The sequence below is a fragment of the Streptococcus oralis genome, assembly GCF_001075875.1.
Lineage (GTDB): Bacteria > Bacillota > Bacilli > Lactobacillales > Streptococcaceae > Streptococcus > Streptococcus oralis_I.
On sequence record NZ_JUOS01000052.1, the window covers coordinates 1 to 18,785 of the forward strand.

21 protein-coding genes, 1 tRNA gene and 5 pseudogenes are annotated in these 18,785 nt (G+C 33.1%); all 27 read left to right on the forward strand.

Annotated features, from left to right (window positions below):
- A pseudogene (locus ADM33_RS03275) lies at positions 1-1,109 on the forward strand (hypothetical protein); the annotation flags it as partial.
- A gap of 92 nt (positions 1,110-1,201) precedes the next feature.
- Positions 1,202-1,287 (forward strand) — tRNA-Tyr (locus ADM33_RS03280).
- 77 nt (positions 1,288-1,364) lie between these two features.
- Positions 1,365-2,324: a D-alanine--D-alanine ligase family protein gene (locus ADM33_RS03285; RefSeq protein ID WP_049503157.1), complete on the forward strand. Its 960-nt coding sequence runs from the start codon at positions 1,365-1,367 to the stop codon at positions 2,322-2,324.
- A 180-nt stretch (positions 2,325-2,504) separates the two neighbouring features.
- Positions 2,505-2,729, forward strand: coding sequence for a helix-turn-helix domain-containing protein (locus ADM33_RS03290; RefSeq protein ID WP_049503158.1), 225 nt, complete (start codon positions 2,505-2,507; stop codon positions 2,727-2,729).
- A gap of 134 nt (positions 2,730-2,863) precedes the next feature.
- Positions 2,864-3,025 (forward strand): hypothetical protein, encoded by a 162-nt coding sequence (locus tag ADM33_RS11405; protein ID WP_161801449.1) that lies wholly within the window; start codon positions 2,864-2,866, stop codon positions 3,023-3,025.
- Between the two features lie 163 nt (positions 3,026-3,188).
- A pseudogene (locus ADM33_RS03295) lies at positions 3,189-4,949 on the forward strand (recombinase family protein); the annotation flags it as partial.
- Between the two features lie 233 nt (positions 4,950-5,182).
- On the forward strand, positions 5,183-5,674 hold the full coding sequence (locus tag ADM33_RS03300; RefSeq protein ID WP_049503159.1) for a phosphoribosylanthranilate isomerase: 492 nt from the start codon (positions 5,183-5,185) through the stop codon (positions 5,672-5,674).
- Between the two features lie 43 nt (positions 5,675-5,717).
- Positions 5,718-5,810, forward strand: a pseudogene (locus tag ADM33_RS11885) (CPBP family intramembrane glutamate endopeptidase); the annotation flags it as partial.
- A pseudogene (locus tag ADM33_RS10810) lies at positions 5,786-5,935 on the forward strand (glyoxalase); the annotation flags it as partial. The pseudogenes ADM33_RS11885 and ADM33_RS10810, both read left to right, overlap by 25 nt.
- A 21-nt stretch (positions 5,936-5,956) precedes the next feature.
- The gene (locus ADM33_RS03305; protein ID WP_003003487.1) at positions 5,957-6,277 is read left to right on the forward strand and encodes a TfoX/Sxy family protein; all 321 of its coding nucleotides are present in this window, start codon (positions 5,957-5,959) and stop codon (positions 6,275-6,277) included.
- Positions 6,278-6,734: 457 nt separating this feature from the next.
- Entirely contained in the window at positions 6,735-7,163 is a 429-nt protein-coding gene (gene aac(6'), locus ADM33_RS03310; RefSeq protein WP_049503160.1) for an aminoglycoside 6'-N-acetyltransferase, read from the forward strand.
- Positions 7,164-7,210: 47 nt separating this feature from the next.
- Entirely contained in the window at positions 7,211-7,819 is a 609-nt protein-coding gene (locus ADM33_RS03315; RefSeq protein WP_049503161.1) for a Type 1 glutamine amidotransferase-like domain-containing protein, read from the forward strand.
- Positions 7,820-7,925: 106 nt separating this feature from the next.
- Positions 7,926-8,816, forward strand: coding sequence for an aminoglycoside phosphotransferase family protein (locus ADM33_RS03320; RefSeq protein ID WP_049503162.1), 891 nt, complete (start codon positions 7,926-7,928; stop codon positions 8,814-8,816).
- 116 nt (positions 8,817-8,932) lie between these two features.
- A pseudogene (locus ADM33_RS03325) lies at positions 8,933-9,551 on the forward strand (DNA alkylation repair protein).
- 311 nt (positions 9,552-9,862) lie between these two features.
- Positions 9,863-10,480 carry an SAP domain-containing protein gene (locus ADM33_RS03330; RefSeq protein WP_049503163.1) on the forward strand — a complete coding sequence of 206 codons (618 nt, stop codon included), beginning with the start codon at positions 9,863-9,865 and terminating at the stop codon, positions 10,478-10,480.
- A gap of 40 nt (positions 10,481-10,520) precedes the next feature.
- Complete coding sequence (locus tag ADM33_RS03335) at positions 10,521-11,375, forward strand: ADP-ribosylglycohydrolase family protein (RefSeq protein WP_049503164.1); 855 nt, start codon at positions 10,521-10,523, stop codon at positions 11,373-11,375.
- 67 nt (positions 11,376-11,442) lie between these two features.
- The gene (locus ADM33_RS03340; protein ID WP_049503165.1) at positions 11,443-12,009 is read left to right on the forward strand and encodes a hypothetical protein; all 567 of its coding nucleotides are present in this window, start codon (positions 11,443-11,445) and stop codon (positions 12,007-12,009) included.
- A 105-nt stretch (positions 12,010-12,114) separates the two neighbouring features.
- Positions 12,115-12,357 carry a hypothetical protein gene (locus ADM33_RS03345; RefSeq protein WP_049503166.1) on the forward strand — a complete coding sequence of 81 codons (243 nt, stop codon included), beginning with the start codon at positions 12,115-12,117 and terminating at the stop codon, positions 12,355-12,357.
- 99 nt (positions 12,358-12,456) lie between these two features.
- Positions 12,457-12,882 (forward strand): hypothetical protein, encoded by a 426-nt coding sequence (locus ADM33_RS03350; RefSeq protein ID WP_080982685.1) that lies wholly within the window; start codon positions 12,457-12,459, stop codon positions 12,880-12,882.
- Positions 12,883-12,944: 62 nt separating this feature from the next.
- Positions 12,945-13,352, forward strand: coding sequence for a hypothetical protein (locus ADM33_RS03355; RefSeq protein ID WP_049503167.1), 408 nt, complete (start codon positions 12,945-12,947; stop codon positions 13,350-13,352).
- A gap of 290 nt (positions 13,353-13,642) precedes the next feature.
- Entirely contained in the window at positions 13,643-13,912 is a 270-nt protein-coding gene (locus ADM33_RS03360; protein WP_049503177.1) for a hypothetical protein, read from the forward strand.
- Positions 13,913-13,982: 70 nt separating this feature from the next.
- Positions 13,983-14,393 (forward strand): hypothetical protein, encoded by a 411-nt coding sequence (locus ADM33_RS03365; protein WP_049503168.1) that lies wholly within the window; start codon positions 13,983-13,985, stop codon positions 14,391-14,393.
- A 45-nt stretch (positions 14,394-14,438) separates the two neighbouring features.
- Entirely contained in the window at positions 14,439-14,825 is a 387-nt protein-coding gene (locus tag ADM33_RS03370) for a hypothetical protein (protein WP_049503169.1), read from the forward strand.
- A 116-nt stretch (positions 14,826-14,941) separates the two neighbouring features.
- Positions 14,942-15,811 (forward strand): DUF6892 domain-containing protein, encoded by an 870-nt coding sequence (locus tag ADM33_RS03375; RefSeq protein WP_239684811.1) that lies wholly within the window; start codon positions 14,942-14,944, stop codon positions 15,809-15,811.
- Positions 15,812-15,901: 90 nt separating this feature from the next.
- A complete protein-coding gene (locus ADM33_RS03380; RefSeq protein ID WP_049503171.1) occupies positions 15,902-16,693 on the forward strand; it encodes an alpha/beta hydrolase in 792 nt (263 codons plus the stop codon).
- Entirely contained in the window at positions 16,674-17,393 is a 720-nt protein-coding gene (locus ADM33_RS03385; RefSeq protein WP_049503172.1) for a methyltransferase domain-containing protein, read from the forward strand. The genes ADM33_RS03380 and ADM33_RS03385 overlap by 20 nt, the downstream gene beginning before the upstream one ends.
- A 277-nt stretch (positions 17,394-17,670) precedes the next feature.
- Positions 17,671-18,552 (forward strand): diacylglycerol/lipid kinase family protein, encoded by an 882-nt coding sequence (locus ADM33_RS03390; protein WP_049503173.1) that lies wholly within the window; start codon positions 17,671-17,673, stop codon positions 18,550-18,552.
- Positions 18,553-18,785: the final 233 nt, after the last annotated feature.

Here is an 18,785-nt window from a genome sequence, read left to right on the forward strand (position 1 = left end):
TATCTTTTATAGCTCCTTTTTCTACTAAATTATCTGATGCTAACGAATTAATTTTAGCAGATTGTTTATTAGAGAGGGAAGAGAGTTTTGGAACAGTAACTAGGCAGTGTAATGAATATTGTGTTTATAACAATCTAACTCCATGCTATGTCTTATATGGAGACCCAAATAATCAATTTAGGAATAGTGAAAATTTATATAATTATTTTTTACAACAGTCGAATTATCAAAAAAATGAAATATTGATTTCAAATAAAAGTATTCGTTATTTTGATACGATTGATGGAGAAAGATTAATGTTTTCAGACCAAGTAGTGTACGATGATAAAATTTTGATAGAAGATAATTCTATCTTCGAGAATTTTATTAAAAAAATACCTATTATGATATATAACTTTAACAGAGATAACAGTATACCCCATATGCATCCGAACAGCAATAAGAACTTTAAGCAAGACACTAATACTTTAATATCGCAATTCAATAACTTAGAAAACTATTTATTTGATTTTGGAAAAGATTCTAAAGTTAATTTTAAAGTTAAAAAAATTATAAACAATTTAATTGATAGTGTTGATATGATAAGTCGAGAAGTTTTGAATTACTGGGCTAAGAATATTTCTGAGGATAAATATAGAATGTATGATCTGCATTATGGAAATAATCTTAGGATAAAATGTACTGAAGAACAAATAATCTGCTCAACATGTAATGAAAGATCAATTGAAAAGGTAAATGTTAGTGATTATTATTCTAGGTACAAAAGAATTGTAAAAATATGTCCTTGCTGTTCTATTATAGAAGATTTAAGCGAAGAAAATATTTCACTTAAGATAAATAAATTGGAGAAATTTACAAGTAGTGAGGCTAGAGTAGAATTTTCAATTAAAAATAATGGTAATAATGTTGAGGAAGTATATATCAAAACTTGTGTAAGAAATGATAAATTTAGTTCGGATTTACATAAGATTACATTAGAACCTAATGCCTCTAGACAGTTTATCCAGGAAATTAGTCTTAACGAATTGCTCTCTAAAGATACGAGAATATATTTTACTATTTTAATTATGAATAATCTAGGTATTAGCCTTTATAAAAGACAATTCTAAGATATAAATTCAAAAAAATATCACAATTATTTGCTAAAAACTATTGACACTAACTTATTGTAATGGTATAATTAATTCATAAATAATTTATCCGGGGTTGGCGAAATTGGTAAACGCGCCTATGATACAGGTAGGTTCGACTAAATGTCTATTGGAGGTTCAAATCCTTCACCCCGCATATAAGATATTTGTGAATTACAGTAAAACTTTTATAATGGGTTTTACTGTTTTTTTAATTTTATTGAGGTAAATCAAATGGATATTGTAGTTTTATATGGTGGTAGGAGCCCAGAACGCTTAATTTCGGAAGTTTCTTCAAGACAAATTGCTGAAGCGCTAACTACCGATAATGTAATTAGATTAAATTTAAATGGAATATACAATTTTGAAAATAAAGAGGTAAAACATTTTTCTGAATTATATAAGTTGTACCAAGAAGGTAGCCTATCAGAATTTGAGATAGATAAATCTGCTGAAATAACAGATTCAGTTATTGAAATTTGTAAATTAGCAGATATCGTCTTCTTATCTACACATGGGGGGATTGGTGAGAATGGAAAGTTACAGGCGTTACTGGATATTTGTAATATAAAGTATACTGGCAACGGATATCAAAGTAATGCTATAAGTTTAGATAAAAAATTATCAAAGAGACTTGTGAGTACAGTTGGGATTAAAACTCCCTATGAGTATATTGAGGAAAATAAATTTGTTTTTCCATTAGTAATAAAACCGAATGACAGTGGTTCAAGTATAGGAGTTCAAATTATCAAAACGAAAGAAGAACTTCAACAGTATGACTTAGAGAATTATAATATTGAAGAATATATAAATGGAAGAGAGATTTCTATCGGAGTTATTGGTGAAAAAATTTTGCAACCTATTGAGATTGTTATTGAAGGTGGTTTTTATGATTATGAAAAAAAATATACTCCTGGAGTTGTTAAGGAAATTTGTCCTGCAAATATATCTGAAGAGCTAAAGAAAAAGTTGGAAATATATGCTAAAACAGTTCATGACTTAATGGGATTTGAAGTATATTCACGGTCAGATTTTATTATTGATGATAATGGTGAAATTTACTTCATCGAAACGAACAGTATACCTGGTATGACTCCAACTAGTTTACTTCCTAAGGAAGCCGAGGCAGAAGGGATAAATTTTAGTAATTTATGCAAGAAAATAATTAATCTCAGCATAAAAAAATATAATTAAAGACGACTATATATTCTAAGGATGCATTCTATATACTGTTTGCAAGATAATAATGTATGAAGTACCACTAGCATACTTACTTAAATTTGAAATAAGATAGTACAAATTTTACTGTCATATTATGACAATTTCCCAGCTTTTTTCTGAAAGTGACATATACTTTTCTTAGGAGAAAGCTAGATGTACCAACGGATAAGGGATTTGAGGGAAGATCACGATTTCACTCAAAAGTTTGTTGCAAATTTACTTTCCTTTTCTCATACAAACTATGCAAAAATTGAGAGAGGAGAGGTTGCCTTAACGGCAGATGTTCTTGTGCAACTTTCTAAACTCTATGATGTTAGTACGGATTACCTATTAGGGCTAACAGATTGTCCAGATAGGATAAAACATAAAATAAAATAGTCTCTCCTTGATTTGTTCATTGACAATTGAATAAACCGAGGTGGGACTTTCTTATTTGTCGAGCAATTTAGTGAGATACGCCGTGATAAGAGCGAAAATTATTAGCTATAAAATAGAGTGGTTCTCTATCTGCCATGACCACAAATAAGGACAATGATACTTCTGAACGTTCAGGCTGCCAACGTAAAAGGACAGCGGGCGAGATGCCCATGAATGATTTAACCAATCATACCCACGGAGGAAATGATAGAGTATCACTTTATCAGGAGGAAAAATTTTGGAACAAACAGTTGTAAAATATAGTCTGCAGTTATCAATGCTTAATTTTTTATACTCTAAAGAATTGTTATCTAAAAATGAATATGAAAAAATCAGAAGCAGACTGCGTATTAAGTACACAAAATAGCTGACCTTTTTATTTGAACGCGGTAATATAGAATCAAAAGGAGGAATTTCAGTATGAAAAAAAATAATGTTGAAATAATAAAAGCTGATTCTTTAGTTCGACGTAGAGGTGTCAATGTAGAAAGACATTTAAAAAGGGTTGCTGCCTATTGTCGAGTTAGTTCTGATAGTGATGATCAGAAGAACAGTTATGAATCTCAGGTGAGACATTATAAAGATTACATTTCTCAGCGTTCAGATTGGGAACTAGCAGATATTTACGCAGATGAGGGGATTTCAGGAACTCAAGTAGGAAAGAGACAAGATTTTCAACGCTTAATCAATGATTGTGTAAATGGAGAAATTGATTATATTGTAACAAAAGCAATTGCTAGATTTGCAAGAAACACCTTAGATACTTTGAAGTATGTCAGAATGTTAAAGGATATGCAAATTGGAGTTTATTTTGAGGAAGAGAACATAGATACCCTTACTATGGATGGAGAACTACTTCTAACTATTCTTAGCTCTGTTGCACAGCAAGAAGTAGAAAATACTTCTGCACATGTGAAAAAGGGATTAAAAATGAAGATGCAACGTGGTGAACTGATAGGATTTCAAGGATGCTTGGGATATGACTATGATGTGGAAACTAAACAACTTTCTATCAATAAAAAAGAAGCAAAAATAGTTCGTTACATATTCGAAAGATATCTAGAAGGTATTGGAGGGAGGGCCATAGCAAGGGAACTTGACGAACTAGGCTATAAATCTCCGAGAGGCTTAGATCATTGGAATGATACAACAGTTTTAGGAATCATAAAGAATGAAAAATATAAGGGCGATATCCTAATGGGAAAAACTTTTACAGTTGACCCAATAAGTAAGAGACGATTGAGTAATTTTGGTGAAGAAGATAAGTACTACATCAAAGATAATCATGAACCTATAATATCTAAAGAGGACTTTGAAAAAGCACAGGCGATTAGGTTGCGTAGGGCAGGAAATAAAAAGACAGCTACAAATGTAAATGGAAAACGTGAACGCTATTCAAAAATGTATGCTTTCAGTAGTATGTTAGAATGTGGCTTTTGTGGTTCATTATTGTCTAGGAGAAGTTGGCACTGTCGTTCAGATTATCGCAAAGTTGTGTGGCACTGTGTTACTTCGATAAAAAAAGGGAAAAAATATTGTAAACATAGTAAAGGATTAGAAGAACTAGCTATTGAGGGAGCTTTCATGGAAGCTTACAGACAGCTCTATCATTCGAATGAAAATATAGTGTCAGACTTACTTGAAACGATTGAATCTGAGTTGAATGACAATAGCCTCAACAAAGAACTGAAAAAAATAACTAATAAACTTCGTACATTACTAAAAAAAGAGGAGAATCTTGTAAATTTAAGACTAGAAGGGAAGATTAGTGATTCCATTTATAATGAAAAATACACTGAAATTTCTTCAGAAAAAGAGTATCTTTCAGAAGAAAAAGTAAATGTTGAAACAACTTTGAAGTCAGAAATTGATGTAAAGAAAAGACTAACTGAGTTTAAACAGTTACTATCTTCACAGAAATTACTCACCGAGTTTGATCGTACGGTTTTTGAGAGTATTGTTGATAAAATTATTGTAGGAGGTGTTAATAGTGATGGGGAAATAGACCCTGCAATGTTAACTATTATTTTCAAAACAGGAGAAACACAAAATAAGGACGGTAAACATTTTAAAAGTAAACGTAAAAATGCTAAACTAGAACCAGATAAATTGTGTCCTCAAAACAGTGATGAGGATAAAAAATTGTATCCTAAAGGAACAGACAACACACGTCGAGTGTGTAAGTTTGTTAGTGAAATGTGGATAATCGTTCAAAAATCAGAAGGACTAGAGATGTATATGTTGGAATTATATCAAAGTCCTTTTTATAAAGATCTAGTCGCATTTGGATCCTTAAAAGAGGGGAAAGAATTTGTATCCAAAATAACTGGGTATACTCTAGAAAATGAAGATGATTTTGTTCAAGGCAATAAAGTAGAAATAACGAACATTTATATGAAAGGTTTAGAGTAAACATGAGTCTCTTATTTGAAGAATTTAAAACCATTTGTTTCCATTTAAATCGAGTCGGAATTACACCGACACTGATGGGTTCTTTGGGATTGGAGTTTAGAACGAAAGAAAATTGGGGACCGTCTGACATTGACATTCATGTGCCTGGTGACCCTAGAGGTTGGGAAGCACCTGATTATCTCAGAATTTATGACTGGGACAAGATAATGAAAGTGATGAAAGACTTAGGCTACGTCTTAATAGATATTCATGAGCATGAATTCCAAAAGGATCGAGTGAGTGTTGAATTTGGAAGTATCGATTCCTTACCTGATTTTGCAGGAGTTTCGGAATCGGATATAGAGCTTATTCACATTGAAGACATCACTTTTCGTCTTCCAAGTCTGGAGCAGTATCTAAGTATTTACAAAGCTTCTTCTCAAGACTCCTATCGAAATGATCACAATAACAATAAGGATTTTAAAAAGATCGAGTGGCTGGAAAGACATTTGTAAATTATCATATGAAAAGTAGTAAGTTGGTAAGACTAGCTGCTACGTTATTTTTATCATCATTTTTATTGGTTATTTAATTTATACTATATTGGCTAGTAATAGAATTAGTAAAGAAAAGCAGGTGGAAAAATTGTAAAAGAGCCATAGGGATTTTTCTGGGGTGGATATCACGCATATTTTTCGGATTTAGATGGATATTATTGGGAAGTTTCTTGGGGACCCAATTTTCAATTTGATGAAAATGGACTATTGAAATTTTAGTAATTAAGGGAGATAGCAAAAATGGCTTCAAGTAAAGAATATTTAGATTTCATTTTAGAACAATTGTCCGAGTTGGAAGAAATATCATATAGAGCAATGATGGGTGAATACATAATTTATTATCGAGGGAAAATAATAGGTGGAATTTATGATGATAGATTTTTAGTGAAGCCTGTCAAATCTGCAATAGCGTATATGCCGAATGTAGAATACGAATTGCCGTATGAAGGTGCAAAGGAAATGCTATTGGTAGATGATGTTGACAACAAAGAATATTTAACCGGCTTATTTAATTCAATGTATGATGAGTTACCTGCACCAAAACCAAAGAAAAAGAAATAATAAAATCTCAGTTTATCTAGGTAATACCATTTGACGATAACCTTATGCTATCGTTAAAAAGTTTATAGAACAGACAAGACTACCTGGCATAATTAGTGTTCGCTCGTTTCATGTTGAGGTCGTATCACTGCTTGTCCGAGCTGAGGCATCAGCGAAGTAGGTGAAATTGTAAAAACTTTCATCTTAAGTAATTTTCCAAACATTTGGAATTTAAGAAGAGAAAAATGATTTTAGAAACGGAGAGATTGATGCTCCGCCCATGGGATAGGACTCGTAGAATGAGGAGGGAAACCGACGAAATGATACGGTAAGTCCGAACCGCTGAGTGCGTGGCTCTGCTCTTCCTATCTGTGACAGTCGAAAAGTAGAAGGGGATGGTATTGGTATCAATCAATGAGTAACAAAGTAACAGCATGATTCGAAAATACTAGCTTGTAATTTGCGGAGGAACATCAATATGGATGGAATATCAAAAGATTCTATAAAAACGGCTAAATTAATGAAACAATTATGGCCCCAATTGACCGATAAAGAAGCTATTGATGAAGTTAAAAAATATACAAATGGCAAAAATACTGCAATCTTTACTGAAGTTGAAGGTGACACAATTGTAGGTCTAGCACTATGTTCACTCAGATTTGATTATGTTGAAGGTTGTAAATATAGTCCTGTGGGATTCTTAGAAGGGATTATTGTCGACGAGGAATATCGTTTAAAGGATATTGCTAAAAACCTCTGTACAAAATGTGAGGAATGGGCGAAAAATAAAGGATGTAAGGAATTTGCAAGTGACTGTACTTTAACCAATACGGATTCTATAAGATTTCATCTCAATATTGGATTTCAGGAGGCAAATAGAATTATTCATTTTAAGAAGAAATTATAATTTCAGAACGTGGTCAAAATTTATGTATCTTTAGAAAGTGTGAAAGATTGGACGAACAAATTTTTTTGATGGGTGGAAATCCGCCGATAAAGAACCATACGATTGTTAATAAAATTGTGTCATCAAGGAAGATCGAAAGAATTGTCATTTTTACAGTTTATCGAGAAAATTGGCAACCGTATATGAAAAAGTACACGGAAGTTTTCCAAAGCCATTTTTCTAACCTAAACACTGATTACTTACTTTTGGACATTGAACAGATTAATCTTGATAGCTATCTAGATGCTGATCTAATTATCATAGGTGGTGGAAATACGGAAAAATATATAGCTACTTATGTCAATCAGGAGTTCAAAAATTATATCGAGCTTATGCTGAAAAAAGGGGCGAAAGTTATAGGGTTTTCTGCAGGAGCCTTATTATTAGGAGAAAAGGTCTATATCTCACCTAATGATAATTCAGATCATCAGATAAAGATAAAAAATGGGTTAGGACTATTTAATCAGTTTTTAATTAGTGTCCATTATGATTCATGGAATGATAAAGCTAATAAGGATAGAGCTGAAGAACTCGTTAATGTTCCCATAATCCCACTAAATGATCATTCCTGTCTTGTATTAGATAAAATTGGCAACAATATTGAGAGAATTGACTAGTTTTCATTATCTAAATCTTGATCTAGGTAACTAAAGTGTAGACAAACTGGATAGATGACTAGTGAAAACTGCAAAAAGAGTTGTGAAATGAATCGGAGAGTGCTTAATGGATTTTAGTAGTAAGATAGCTATAAATAAAGGCTGGTCAGATGATAAAAAATATTATGTGACAGATCAAAATCAGCAAAAATATTTCTTGCGTGTTTCTGATAAGAAGAAGTTAGATTCAAAAAAATTTGAATTTGATATGATGGAGAAAGTAGCTTCTCTTGGAGTTCCAATGTGTAAACCAATTAGCATTGAACTCTGCGGTAACGAAGTATATTCTTTACACGAATGGATAGACGGGAAAGATGCAAGAGAAACCATTTTAACTTATTCGAAAGAACAACAATACACTTATGGACTAGAAGCAGGAAGAATTCTTCAAAAAATTCATTCACTCCCTGTAACAGGCGTTTGTGAAGATTGGGAAAGCTTTTTTAATCGGAAAATTGATGACAAAATCTCCAAATACAAAGAATGTCCCGTTCAATATGAAAATGGTCAGATATTCATTGATTTTTTAAATGCAAATCGAGAATTGTTGAAAGATAGACCTCAGGTTTTCCAACATGGAGATTATCATATCGGGAATTTCATGATTGGTGAAGATCGTAAAATTTATGTCATTGACTTTGATCGATTTGATCTTGGAGATCCTTGGGAGGAATTCAATCGTATTGTATGGTCTGCTCAAGTTTCATCTTCTTTTGCCTCTGGTATGATAGATGGATATTTTGATCATAAGGTTCCAGATTTATTTTGGAAACTTCTTGCTATCTATATTGTAAATAACATAGTTGGCGCTCTTCCATGGTCTGTTCCTTACGGAATCGAAGAAATAGCAGTAATGCAAAATCAAGCTAAGGAAATTTTAGAATGGTATGATGATATGAAGCAAATCATTCCTAGTTGGTATTTGATTGAGAAAAAGCTGAATAATAAAAGGGTTTAAATATCAATTTAAAAAATGTCAAGATTATTTGCTCATATTATAACGAATTCAATTCTTTATTAATACCTATCGAGAATTATCTTGAAACTTGGAATGTTGGTTCGGGGTCAAGTTACATGAAAGAATATATTTTAAATTTAGAAAAAAGAATTCTCTTTAATAGAAAATGGATTTAAAGAAGAAGAGAAAAGAGCTCTTGCTGACTATCTATCAAACGATAATGTGTATACCAAAGAATTAGCATTTTTAGCCTTTAAATCCAATGTATATCAAGTTAGAATGTACAGTGTATTTCTTTTTGGCTATTTATCATCGTATGAAGAAATTTTGATCTTCATGAGGGATGAGGTTTCAAAGGATGACAATTGGAGAGTTCAAGAAGTATTAGCAAAAGCATTTTATGAATTTTGTAAGCAAACAGGTTATGAAAAATCTCTTCCGGTTATTGACGAATGGTTACAAAACACTAATCCAAACGTTAGAAGAGCTGTTACAGAAGGTTTGAGAATATGGACGAGTAGACCATATTTCAAGGATAATCCAGATGAAGCTATTAAACGAATCGCAACATTAAAAGAAGATTCTAGTGAGTATGTTAGAAAATCAGTTGGTAATGCTTTGAGGGATATTAGCAAAAAATTTCCAGAATTGATTAAAGAAGAACTTGGTAGTTGGGACGTTAAGAGTAAAGAGGTTCAACAAGTTTACAAGTTAGCAAGTAAATTTATTAAGTGACAATTATCAGCTATAAAGTTGAAAAAAGGGAACTATAAAATATTTTCATTCTAAAGTTTAATTTTAAACAACAACTCTATCACTTTCGTTTTATAATATAGAAGTTTGCTATCACCACATGTTGAGTGTGTGAGTTTGTTAGTGAAACGCAGTTAATCCTCAAAAGGTTCACTGAATCTTTTGAGTCTCACAGATGCATCATATCGAATGTGTAAGCTTATTGGAGAAACGAAGTTAAACGTCATAACAATGAAACTAAAACTCCATTATTTCGCTATGACAACCTAAATTTGTTTTAAGGAGGTGTTATATTGATAGAAAGCAGACCTGAGTTTGATAAAGTCACATCCTTTGATGAGTTTAATAAATACTATTGGTATCGTGATGAACTCTCACAGATATGCAAATCATTAGGACTTGAATATAGAGGGACAAAACAGGAACTAAATGATATTATTGAGCAGTACTTTAAGGGTAATTTGATTAAAAAATCATCAATAAAAAGGAAAAAGAAACGAGTAGAAGTCCTTACCTTAAGTACGCCCTTACTTGAATGTGGATTCTCCTTTAATAAACACTTTAGAGAATATTTCTCAACTTTAACAGATGTTTCGCCATTTAAATTTACTGCTGATATGGCTACAGCTTGGAGAAAAGTAAAAAGAGAAAATGATTTGAGTTTTACAATCCAAGATATGCTAAAAGTTTATTATGGAAATTCAGATTTTGCCAAGTATGATCATTCGGTTTGTCAATGGAACCAATTTCTAAAGGATTTCTGTGCAGACGAAAATAGTCGTAACTACTCAAACAAGTTAAAAGTAGCTTCTATTCTTTGGAAAGAAGTTAGAAATTCAAAAGCTGAAAAAATTTATTCAAAGAATCTTTTGACTGAATATGCTGATAAAATAAAAGAGTATGGTAAGTAGAAATGTCAGCCTAAACCAATAGTTCACAAGGAGGTATTTCATGTTAGGAGCAATAGTTGGAGACATTGTTGGTTCTGTTTACGAATGGGACAATATTAAAACGAAAGACTTTCCATTATTTCGTGAGGATTGTTTTTTCACTGATGATACGGTTATGACCTGTGCTGTTGCAGAAGCCATTATGAATGGCGGTCAGAAGGATGACTTTATTGATGCCATGAAAAAATATGGTAGGATGTATCCCGATGCAGGTTACGGTGCAAGATTTGGTAATTGGGTTGATGGCGACGATCGAGAACCTTATAATAGTTTTGGCAATGGCTCAGCAATGCGTGTTTCTCCATGTGCCTGGACCATGGATTGTAGTTTCTGTGCACGAACGGGAGCCTGGCCGTCCAGAAGAGCTCTTGCACGACTTTCTGCTGAGGTGACTCATAACCATCCAGAGGGGATCAAAGGAGCTATGGCGACGTCTGATGCTATCTTTATGTGTCGTTATTACTTTGGAGGTTATAGTGGCGACTATGGAAAACCGATCAACGACAATCCTACGGAGTGTAAGAGACTCATCAAGGAACACATAGAACAAGAGTATGGATATAATCTTTCTCAAACACTAGATGAAATTCGTCCTACTTATCGTTTCAATGAAACTTGCCAGAATACGGTACCTCAGGCCATCATTGCCTTTCTTGAAAGTACAGACTTCGAAGATGCTATCAGAAATGCTATTTCTCTCGGCGGAGATAGTGACACTCTTGCTGCCATCACAGGAAGTATAGCAGAGGCTGCTTATGGTATACCTGATTGGATTAAGGAAAAGGCCTATACCTATCTAGATGAGCCTTTAAAAGACGTGCTCAGACGATGGGAGAAAGAAGTTTCGATATCATAATGGAGATTAGCCAGTCAGTATCTTGTGGTGAAAAAATAATGTACGGACAGTTTAGAAGGGATTATTGATGCTTATATTGGAATTGTACCAAAATGATTATTCAAAAGATTTAGTCGTTTTTGATTCTTTAAAGGAGGGGAAAGCCTTTGTAGCTCTAATCCCTGGATATACTTTAGAAACAGAAGATGAGTTTGAAGTGGAGTATTTTAACCCTAAACACTTGCCCGATTATATGGAAATTGTGTTCAATGGAAATATTGTCCCTTTATCTAGGTTTTCGTTTAATTCTGAGGAAAATGTGGACATTATTTGGAAAGAGATTTCGAATCTATCTGTTAAAAACGATAAAGTGATTGAAGGAGCTATAAAAGTCGATGCCTATGTCGTTAATAACGATGAAGTCAAAGCTTATATCGAAGCAAGAGAAACCAAGTATCATCAGGCAAAAGACTTTTTAGAAGGCAGTGGATATGAGGTCGACAGAAGCTTTTTCGGAAGTGAAGACGGTGAAGCGATTGTCTATAGAAAACGCGACACCGAAGATTGGCACTTCCTATGTCACTTAGACCCGCTGTTTGTAGAAATTGAAGATGTCGAAGGATATGTGAAAGAAGCGATGGAAGATATTCAATAGTCAACCAAAGTTCTTTGTGAGTGTATGCCACTGCTTGAGTAGACGGATTGAGTAGTAAAGAGAAACATCTAGCACTATCTAGCTTCTTAAGGAGAAATATCTATCATGAAAATGGAAATCGGGAAAACCTATCTTGTAAAAAATGATATTTTCAGTTTAAAAAAAGGTGAACTTTGGACCTTAGTTGACAAGGGTTATCAGGCTTATTTTGGTGAACATAATTTCGTATTTGTCAATGATGATAAAGTGAAGGTATTCGCAGTTTTACAAGATAGTTCAGAAGAAGATATACAAATTTACCATCATCTGGATGACTATCTTGAAGAAGTTACTCACGAAAATTTCTGAAGAAGGTGAGCTGCAAATTGGAAATGCTCGTTTTTAAAAAGTTTACTGAAATATTTTTGTGGAAAATCATAATTTTTAATATATTTAGTGAGAAAGATAATGGATAAAGAATTTTATATGACACCAAATTCTGAAGAAAGCAATCTTGTCCTGAAACAGGCTTTGAAAGAACTAATCGAAGATATGTACGAAAAGAATATAATATCAGGTTTGTTAGAGGATGATATAGATAGTCAATCCTTTGAGGATCTTGTTCTTTCTTTAAGGGATAAACTTAAAGAATGCTATCCTAAAACTAAGCTCAAACGAATGATGAAGAGCCTCCATTATGCGAATGGTTTTGAAGATAAATCTTTAAAAGAAAGTGCTTTTCTCTTGGATGAGATTGAACAGTATCTTAGTAGCAATCGCTTTCTTGATCATGATCAAGCGGTCAAGTATTTTAATGACAGAATTACTGCTGATGGCTTTGAAATCAATCCCCAATCTCTAGTTTTAATCATGATTGAAAGTTTGCATAGCTGAGAGAAGCTGTATAGGATATTGAGAAAATATGCGTAATGATAATAAAATAGAAAGGTATAGCTATGTCTTATGATTTAGTAGTATTTGAGAAACCAATCGCACCAGCTAGTAAAGCTGAATTTTTAGATTGGTATGAGGAGCAAGTGGAGTGGAAGGAAGACCACGATTATGATTCAATTGAAGTTAGTTCAAGCAAACTAAAAAGTTGGTTTCTGGACATGATAAAACTATTTCCTCCTATGAATGGTGACTTTGATATGGATGATGCTTTAGAGAGTGACCAAGAGCTGGAAAGTCGTTTTACTGACTATAGTATTGGTAAGAATCTTATCTATGCAGGATTTGCATGGTCACAAGCAGAAACAGCCTATAATACAATGCTCATGTTAGCCTTCAAACATGATGTGGGATTTTTTGATGTCAGTGGTACTGGGGCAATTATCCTATCTGAAACTATCAAGTTAGATTAAAAGATGAGCCAGGTTAGTTCTTAGGAGATTTTATGATTTCCATAGCTTCCTAGCACATGTATTTATTAACCCTTTTACATGGAATTAATTTTGGGATAGACGTCCTTACAGTGGCTATTCCGATTATCAAAAAGATCTAGACTGAAACCAAGCTCAAAGCCATCTGGTTCAGTCTTTTTTTCTGTTAATGTAGTATAATAAAGGGTGTAAGGATTCTATTTTTTAATAGGATTTTTCCAAGTTAAGATTAGTTATTTAAGGAGTCAAAAGCTAGATTAGAGGTGAGAAAGTTGACTGAATTTGAGAGCTTATTTCTTCAAATAATCGAATATTCGAATCAGGTTACAGATGAAAATTTTCAAGAATATGCTGAGTTAGGATATAATCTTTTAAGGAAAATCCATCATCTAGGTATAAAGGAGACACAAGTATATGAGAGATTTTTTACATACTATGACAGCTTACAAGATGGAATGATAAAAGAGTGGTTTGCAGAAATGCTAGACTATATTTCTGGCTGGTGTCATTCAGAAAAATATATTTGGAATCATCAGGAATAAGGGAGACAAGATTAGCAAATTGCAGCATTGGTAGTTGAAAGTGATTTTGCATAAGATATAGGAGTTAGCTATGTTTAATGACAGTTATATTTGGGGGCGTCTTTTCATTCCCCTTATCATGATTTTCGTCTTAGGATTGATGGTATTCGTTCATAGACGTCAGGTTTTTAAATATTTATATATCGTGAATATTTTTTTCTATCTAGTTGCGATTATTACTTATTTTATTTTAGAAAATCATCCAGTCGGCCAACCATTTCCATATCCATGGATGACAGCTATTCCGTTTGTTTGGGCCATATCTATCTTTCTAGCTTTTGGATTATCGTTCGCGTCTCTTAGTGCTTTTGTCATTGAACAGGCACAAAGGCATATCTGGGCAAGGATTATCATTGCTTTAGTTGTTCTAGCAATTATGATAGCTATCGCAATAGGTATATACTACTTTATAGAGATTATTAGAGTTATAGGTTACTTTTAATTTTTAGTCAGTTTCTGATGGTAAACATGTAGAAAGAGGAGCAATATGAAGCAATCACTTGAATTTTTAAGAGAAAGAATCACCGATAAGATGCCCTTAGAGGAAATGGTAGCAATCTTTGAAGACTTGTGTCGTGAGCCTATTGAGGATGAGATGATTTTATTTGAAACAGGGACATTTACAGCTATATCTGATAAGCCCTTGTTTCAACTATCGTTGGTAAGGCAAGTCCCAAATGAAGATGAAGAGTTTTATCAAGTTCACCTTGATATTTTCTATGAAGCTAGTCAAGACAATCAAATATTTAGTGAATCGACCTGGGATGAAGATTTAGAGGAAAATATTTTTGACTACATTAGAAATTCAGAAGTATTTGCCTACGCTAAAGAGCAGGAATACAAAGCGGTCAAGATTTATCTGGAAGAAACTTAAGAAAAGGTAGTAATATGTTTCATTTTTTTAAGAAAAAAACACACAAAAAACTTGAAATCAATCTTCAAAACAATTCAATGATTATTAACGGAACCAGCTTATCTTTTCCTTTGTCCTTGAAAGATATTGAAGCTGCTTTGGGGAAGCCTGACCAGGTTGTCAAAAGAGATAATAAGTTTATTAAATACATTTATGACAATACTGGTATTGTATTTGAACATTCTTTCTCGATTAATAATCATTTAAAAAAATGTAAGACCTACATTGATGAGGAGCATTTGATTTCTACAGTTTTCCTCTACTATGGCGATGTTGTAAAATCTATGACTGGAGAGAAAGAATTACCAAAGAAATCATGCCAAGCTGTGGTATTATCAGATGGAAAATCTCCTTATTTCTTTTCTGATAGGCATAGAGTAGGGGATTTTAACCTTATTTTATGGACTCCTTATGGAAGAAATTTTAATGGAATTACAGAGACCATTACAGATACACTATCAATTTCCTACTTCCCAGAGATAAAACGTGAACGGGAAAGTTACAAGTTAAAAACAACTGATGGAGAAGTGCTTCACTTTGACAATATAAATTTTAAACTAGCTATTATCCAGGTTTTAATGTATGATTTAGAGGTTTTGAAACCTATTTTTAATATTTTTGATTTTGCAGAGGAAGCCAGTGAGTTGAACATCGACACAGAAAGTATGGAGATTATTCAGCCAGCACTTGAATATATGATGAATCTTCCTATTCCTAAGAAATATGCCGAACAAGCCCAAGAAATCGATATGGATGGAGGAAATGAAATTTATCTGAATTTGATTCCTCAGTGGGACGGTGAAGATGATTGTTTTGATCTAAATGAAGTTAGTCTTAAAGAACTACAACAGTTTCCAAACCTGAAGCAAGCGACTATCATAAGCAGTAATTTTGAACATGTCAAAGAAATATTCGACATGCAAGGGGTTCAAGTGAAGTTATTATAATTGTCGCATTTATCTGGATAAATCATAAATGGATGGTATAAGTTCTTTAAGGATAGGGGCTAAAAATGGAAAGAAATCTGGTGATAGATAATGAACATTCTTGATCTTAATTCTAATCAGAAAGATACGATATTGTTAATCCACCCTATGTTATCTTCTGCTCAAGGGATGAAGTCCCTGATTGCAGACCAGATGGGGCAAGAGTTTAGATATATCATTCCGGATTTGTCGGCGCATGGGCAATCAGCTTCGGATACTTACGAGTCAGCTCTTAAGGAAAGCCAGATGATCTATGACTATCTAAAGGAACACCATATAAAAGACTTGCGTTTAGCCTTTGGTGCATCCTTGGGTGGAGTTGTATTACTGCAATTATTGAATTACAAGGATATCAGGTTTGGGAAACTTGTTTTTGAAGGGGTTAGTTTATGGACAAATGCGCCCTTGCTTGATGTCTTTACTAGGTATTTATTGTTAATAAAGCATAGAAAAGCTCTGCGAAATAGAGATCTTGCTGTTCGTAAGATGGTTGCACTTTATGGAGAAAAAGGAGAGATGATGGCGGATTCTTTCATTGCTATGGATGAAGAAAGTATCAGACATATTTCCCATGATTGTGCATTTGTAGCTTTACCTAATCTTACGCCAGAGGAACAAAAGAGTTGTGTTCTCTTTTATGGCTCAAGAGAATTCGACTTGATAGTTGCTAAAAAAGTTGTCCCCAAAAAGTATCCTCATGCTACATTTCACATTTGGCAAGGATATGACCACTGTCGCAAGATCACTGAAAATTCGGCAGTTTACTGTAAATTCTTAAAAGAAATGATTTTAAAGAAAAATATCAGTTTTAATGAGGTAAGACATGACAAGCAAAAAATCTGATCTTGAACATTATAGAAATATGTTAAAACAACCTTGGGGAAAGATACAATATGAAATAACCTTTGCCCAACTTGCTCATCTGAAAGGTAAGAAAATTCTAGATTTTGGATCTGGATTTGGCTTGGTCAGTGAATTTCTTTCTCGCAAGAATCAAGTTATTTCTGTTGAACCTAATGAGGAAATGCTCTATGCCAACTCTTCCACATCCTATGAAAAATTGTGGGGAAGTATTGACCAACTCGCTCGTTTTACGGATAAATCCTTTGATCTTGTCCTTTGCCATAATGTTTTAGAATATATAGATCCTAATGACCGAAAAGACTATCTTCTGGAGTTCAAAAGAATTTTAAAAGATGATGGCTTGATTTCAATTATCAAGCATAATCACGTTGGAAAAGTTCTACAAAGTGTTGTTTTTGCTAATGACATCAACCAAGCATTTAGCTTACTCAATGGTGAAAATTTTGAGAGTCCATCTTTTGCAAGTGGTTCTACTTATACGATAGAGGAATTATTAGCTTTGTCTGGTCTTAAATTAGAAAACTATTTGGGGATTCGAACATTTTACAGTCTACAACCAAATGAATTTAAGAGCAAAGAAAACTGGTTAGAAGAAATGACAAAGATTGAACTTGCAGTATGTGATTTAAAACCCTATAAAGATATTAGTTTTTTACAACATTTGTGGCTAAAAAAATAATAGAAGCATAGGTTTTGTTTTAAAGTAAAATAAAAACTGTCGTATATGAAGAAAGAGTGAATGAGGTGATTTCTTCAGTTTGTAACTTGATAGAATTTTTTCCACAAATCTATTTTTCCAATTTTGAAAGAATAATTCTTAGACAGTTCATGATTGTATCTATTTTAGTTCAGTACTTTCAATTTTTGTTTTTAGAAATTTCATTATATAATAAAGTGTATCAAAAAAAGATATATTGATAGCCTAAAGATGTAAATAGATATTGAGGAGAAAATGAATGCAAAAAATAATGTTGATTATCAATCCAACCTCTGGTGGAGAAAAGGCTTTAGATTATAAGGAAAAGTTAGAAAATAAGGCTAAAAAATACTTCGAGCAAGTCGATACCATAATTACACAAAAAGCTCAGGATGCAACACATTTTGCTGAAGAAGCTTCAAAAGAAAAATATGAGGCAGTTCTTGTATTCGGTGGAGATGGGACAGTCAATGAAGTGATCTCAGGTATTGCTGAAAGGGACTATATTCCTAAACTTGCGATTATCCCAGGAGGGACAGGAAATCTTATCACCAAACTATTAGAAATCAATCAAGATATTGACGGTGCTATTGATGAGCTTGATTTTAATTCTACGAATAAGATTGATATCGGAAAATCCAATGGGCACTATTTCGGCTATATTTTTAGTATTGGCTCACTACCAGAAGCTATCCATAATGTCGGGATAGAAGATAAAACAAAGTTTGGTATGCTAGCCTATGCGGTTAATACTGTAAAGTCTGTCGTGACAGATCAAGTATTTAACATTCAAGTTGAAACAGAAAATGGAAACTATATTGGAGAAGCAAGTCACGTTTTAGTTCTCCTAACCAATTATTTTGCTGATAAGAAGATTTTTGAAGAAGACAAGGATGGTTATGCCAATATTTTGATTTTAAAAGATGCCTCAATTCTTTCTAAATTATCTGTAATCCCTGATTTATTAAAAGGGGATGTTGTAGAGAATGATCACATCGAGTACATAAAAGCTCGTCATATCAAAATCTCTTTAGACACTGAGTTAGAAACGGATGTTGATGGTGACAAATCTGATGAACTACCAGTAGAAATCAAGGTACTAGATCAGCATATCGAAGTCTATTCTCAGTTGAAAGAATAAGATTTTTAAACTTTAACAGGTCTTTTTAAAGATATTATTAACAAAGGAAAACCTATGAAAATTAGAAAATTAGCAACTATTAGTCTTTGCTCAACACTTCTTTTGAGCTTAGTGGCTTGTAGTCAAACTCAAAAGACTTCTGATAGTACTGCTGAAACTTCAGTGACTCAATCACAGTCGAATCAGGTTTCCTGGAAAGCAACTTATAGCAATTTGAACAATCAACCGAGTGC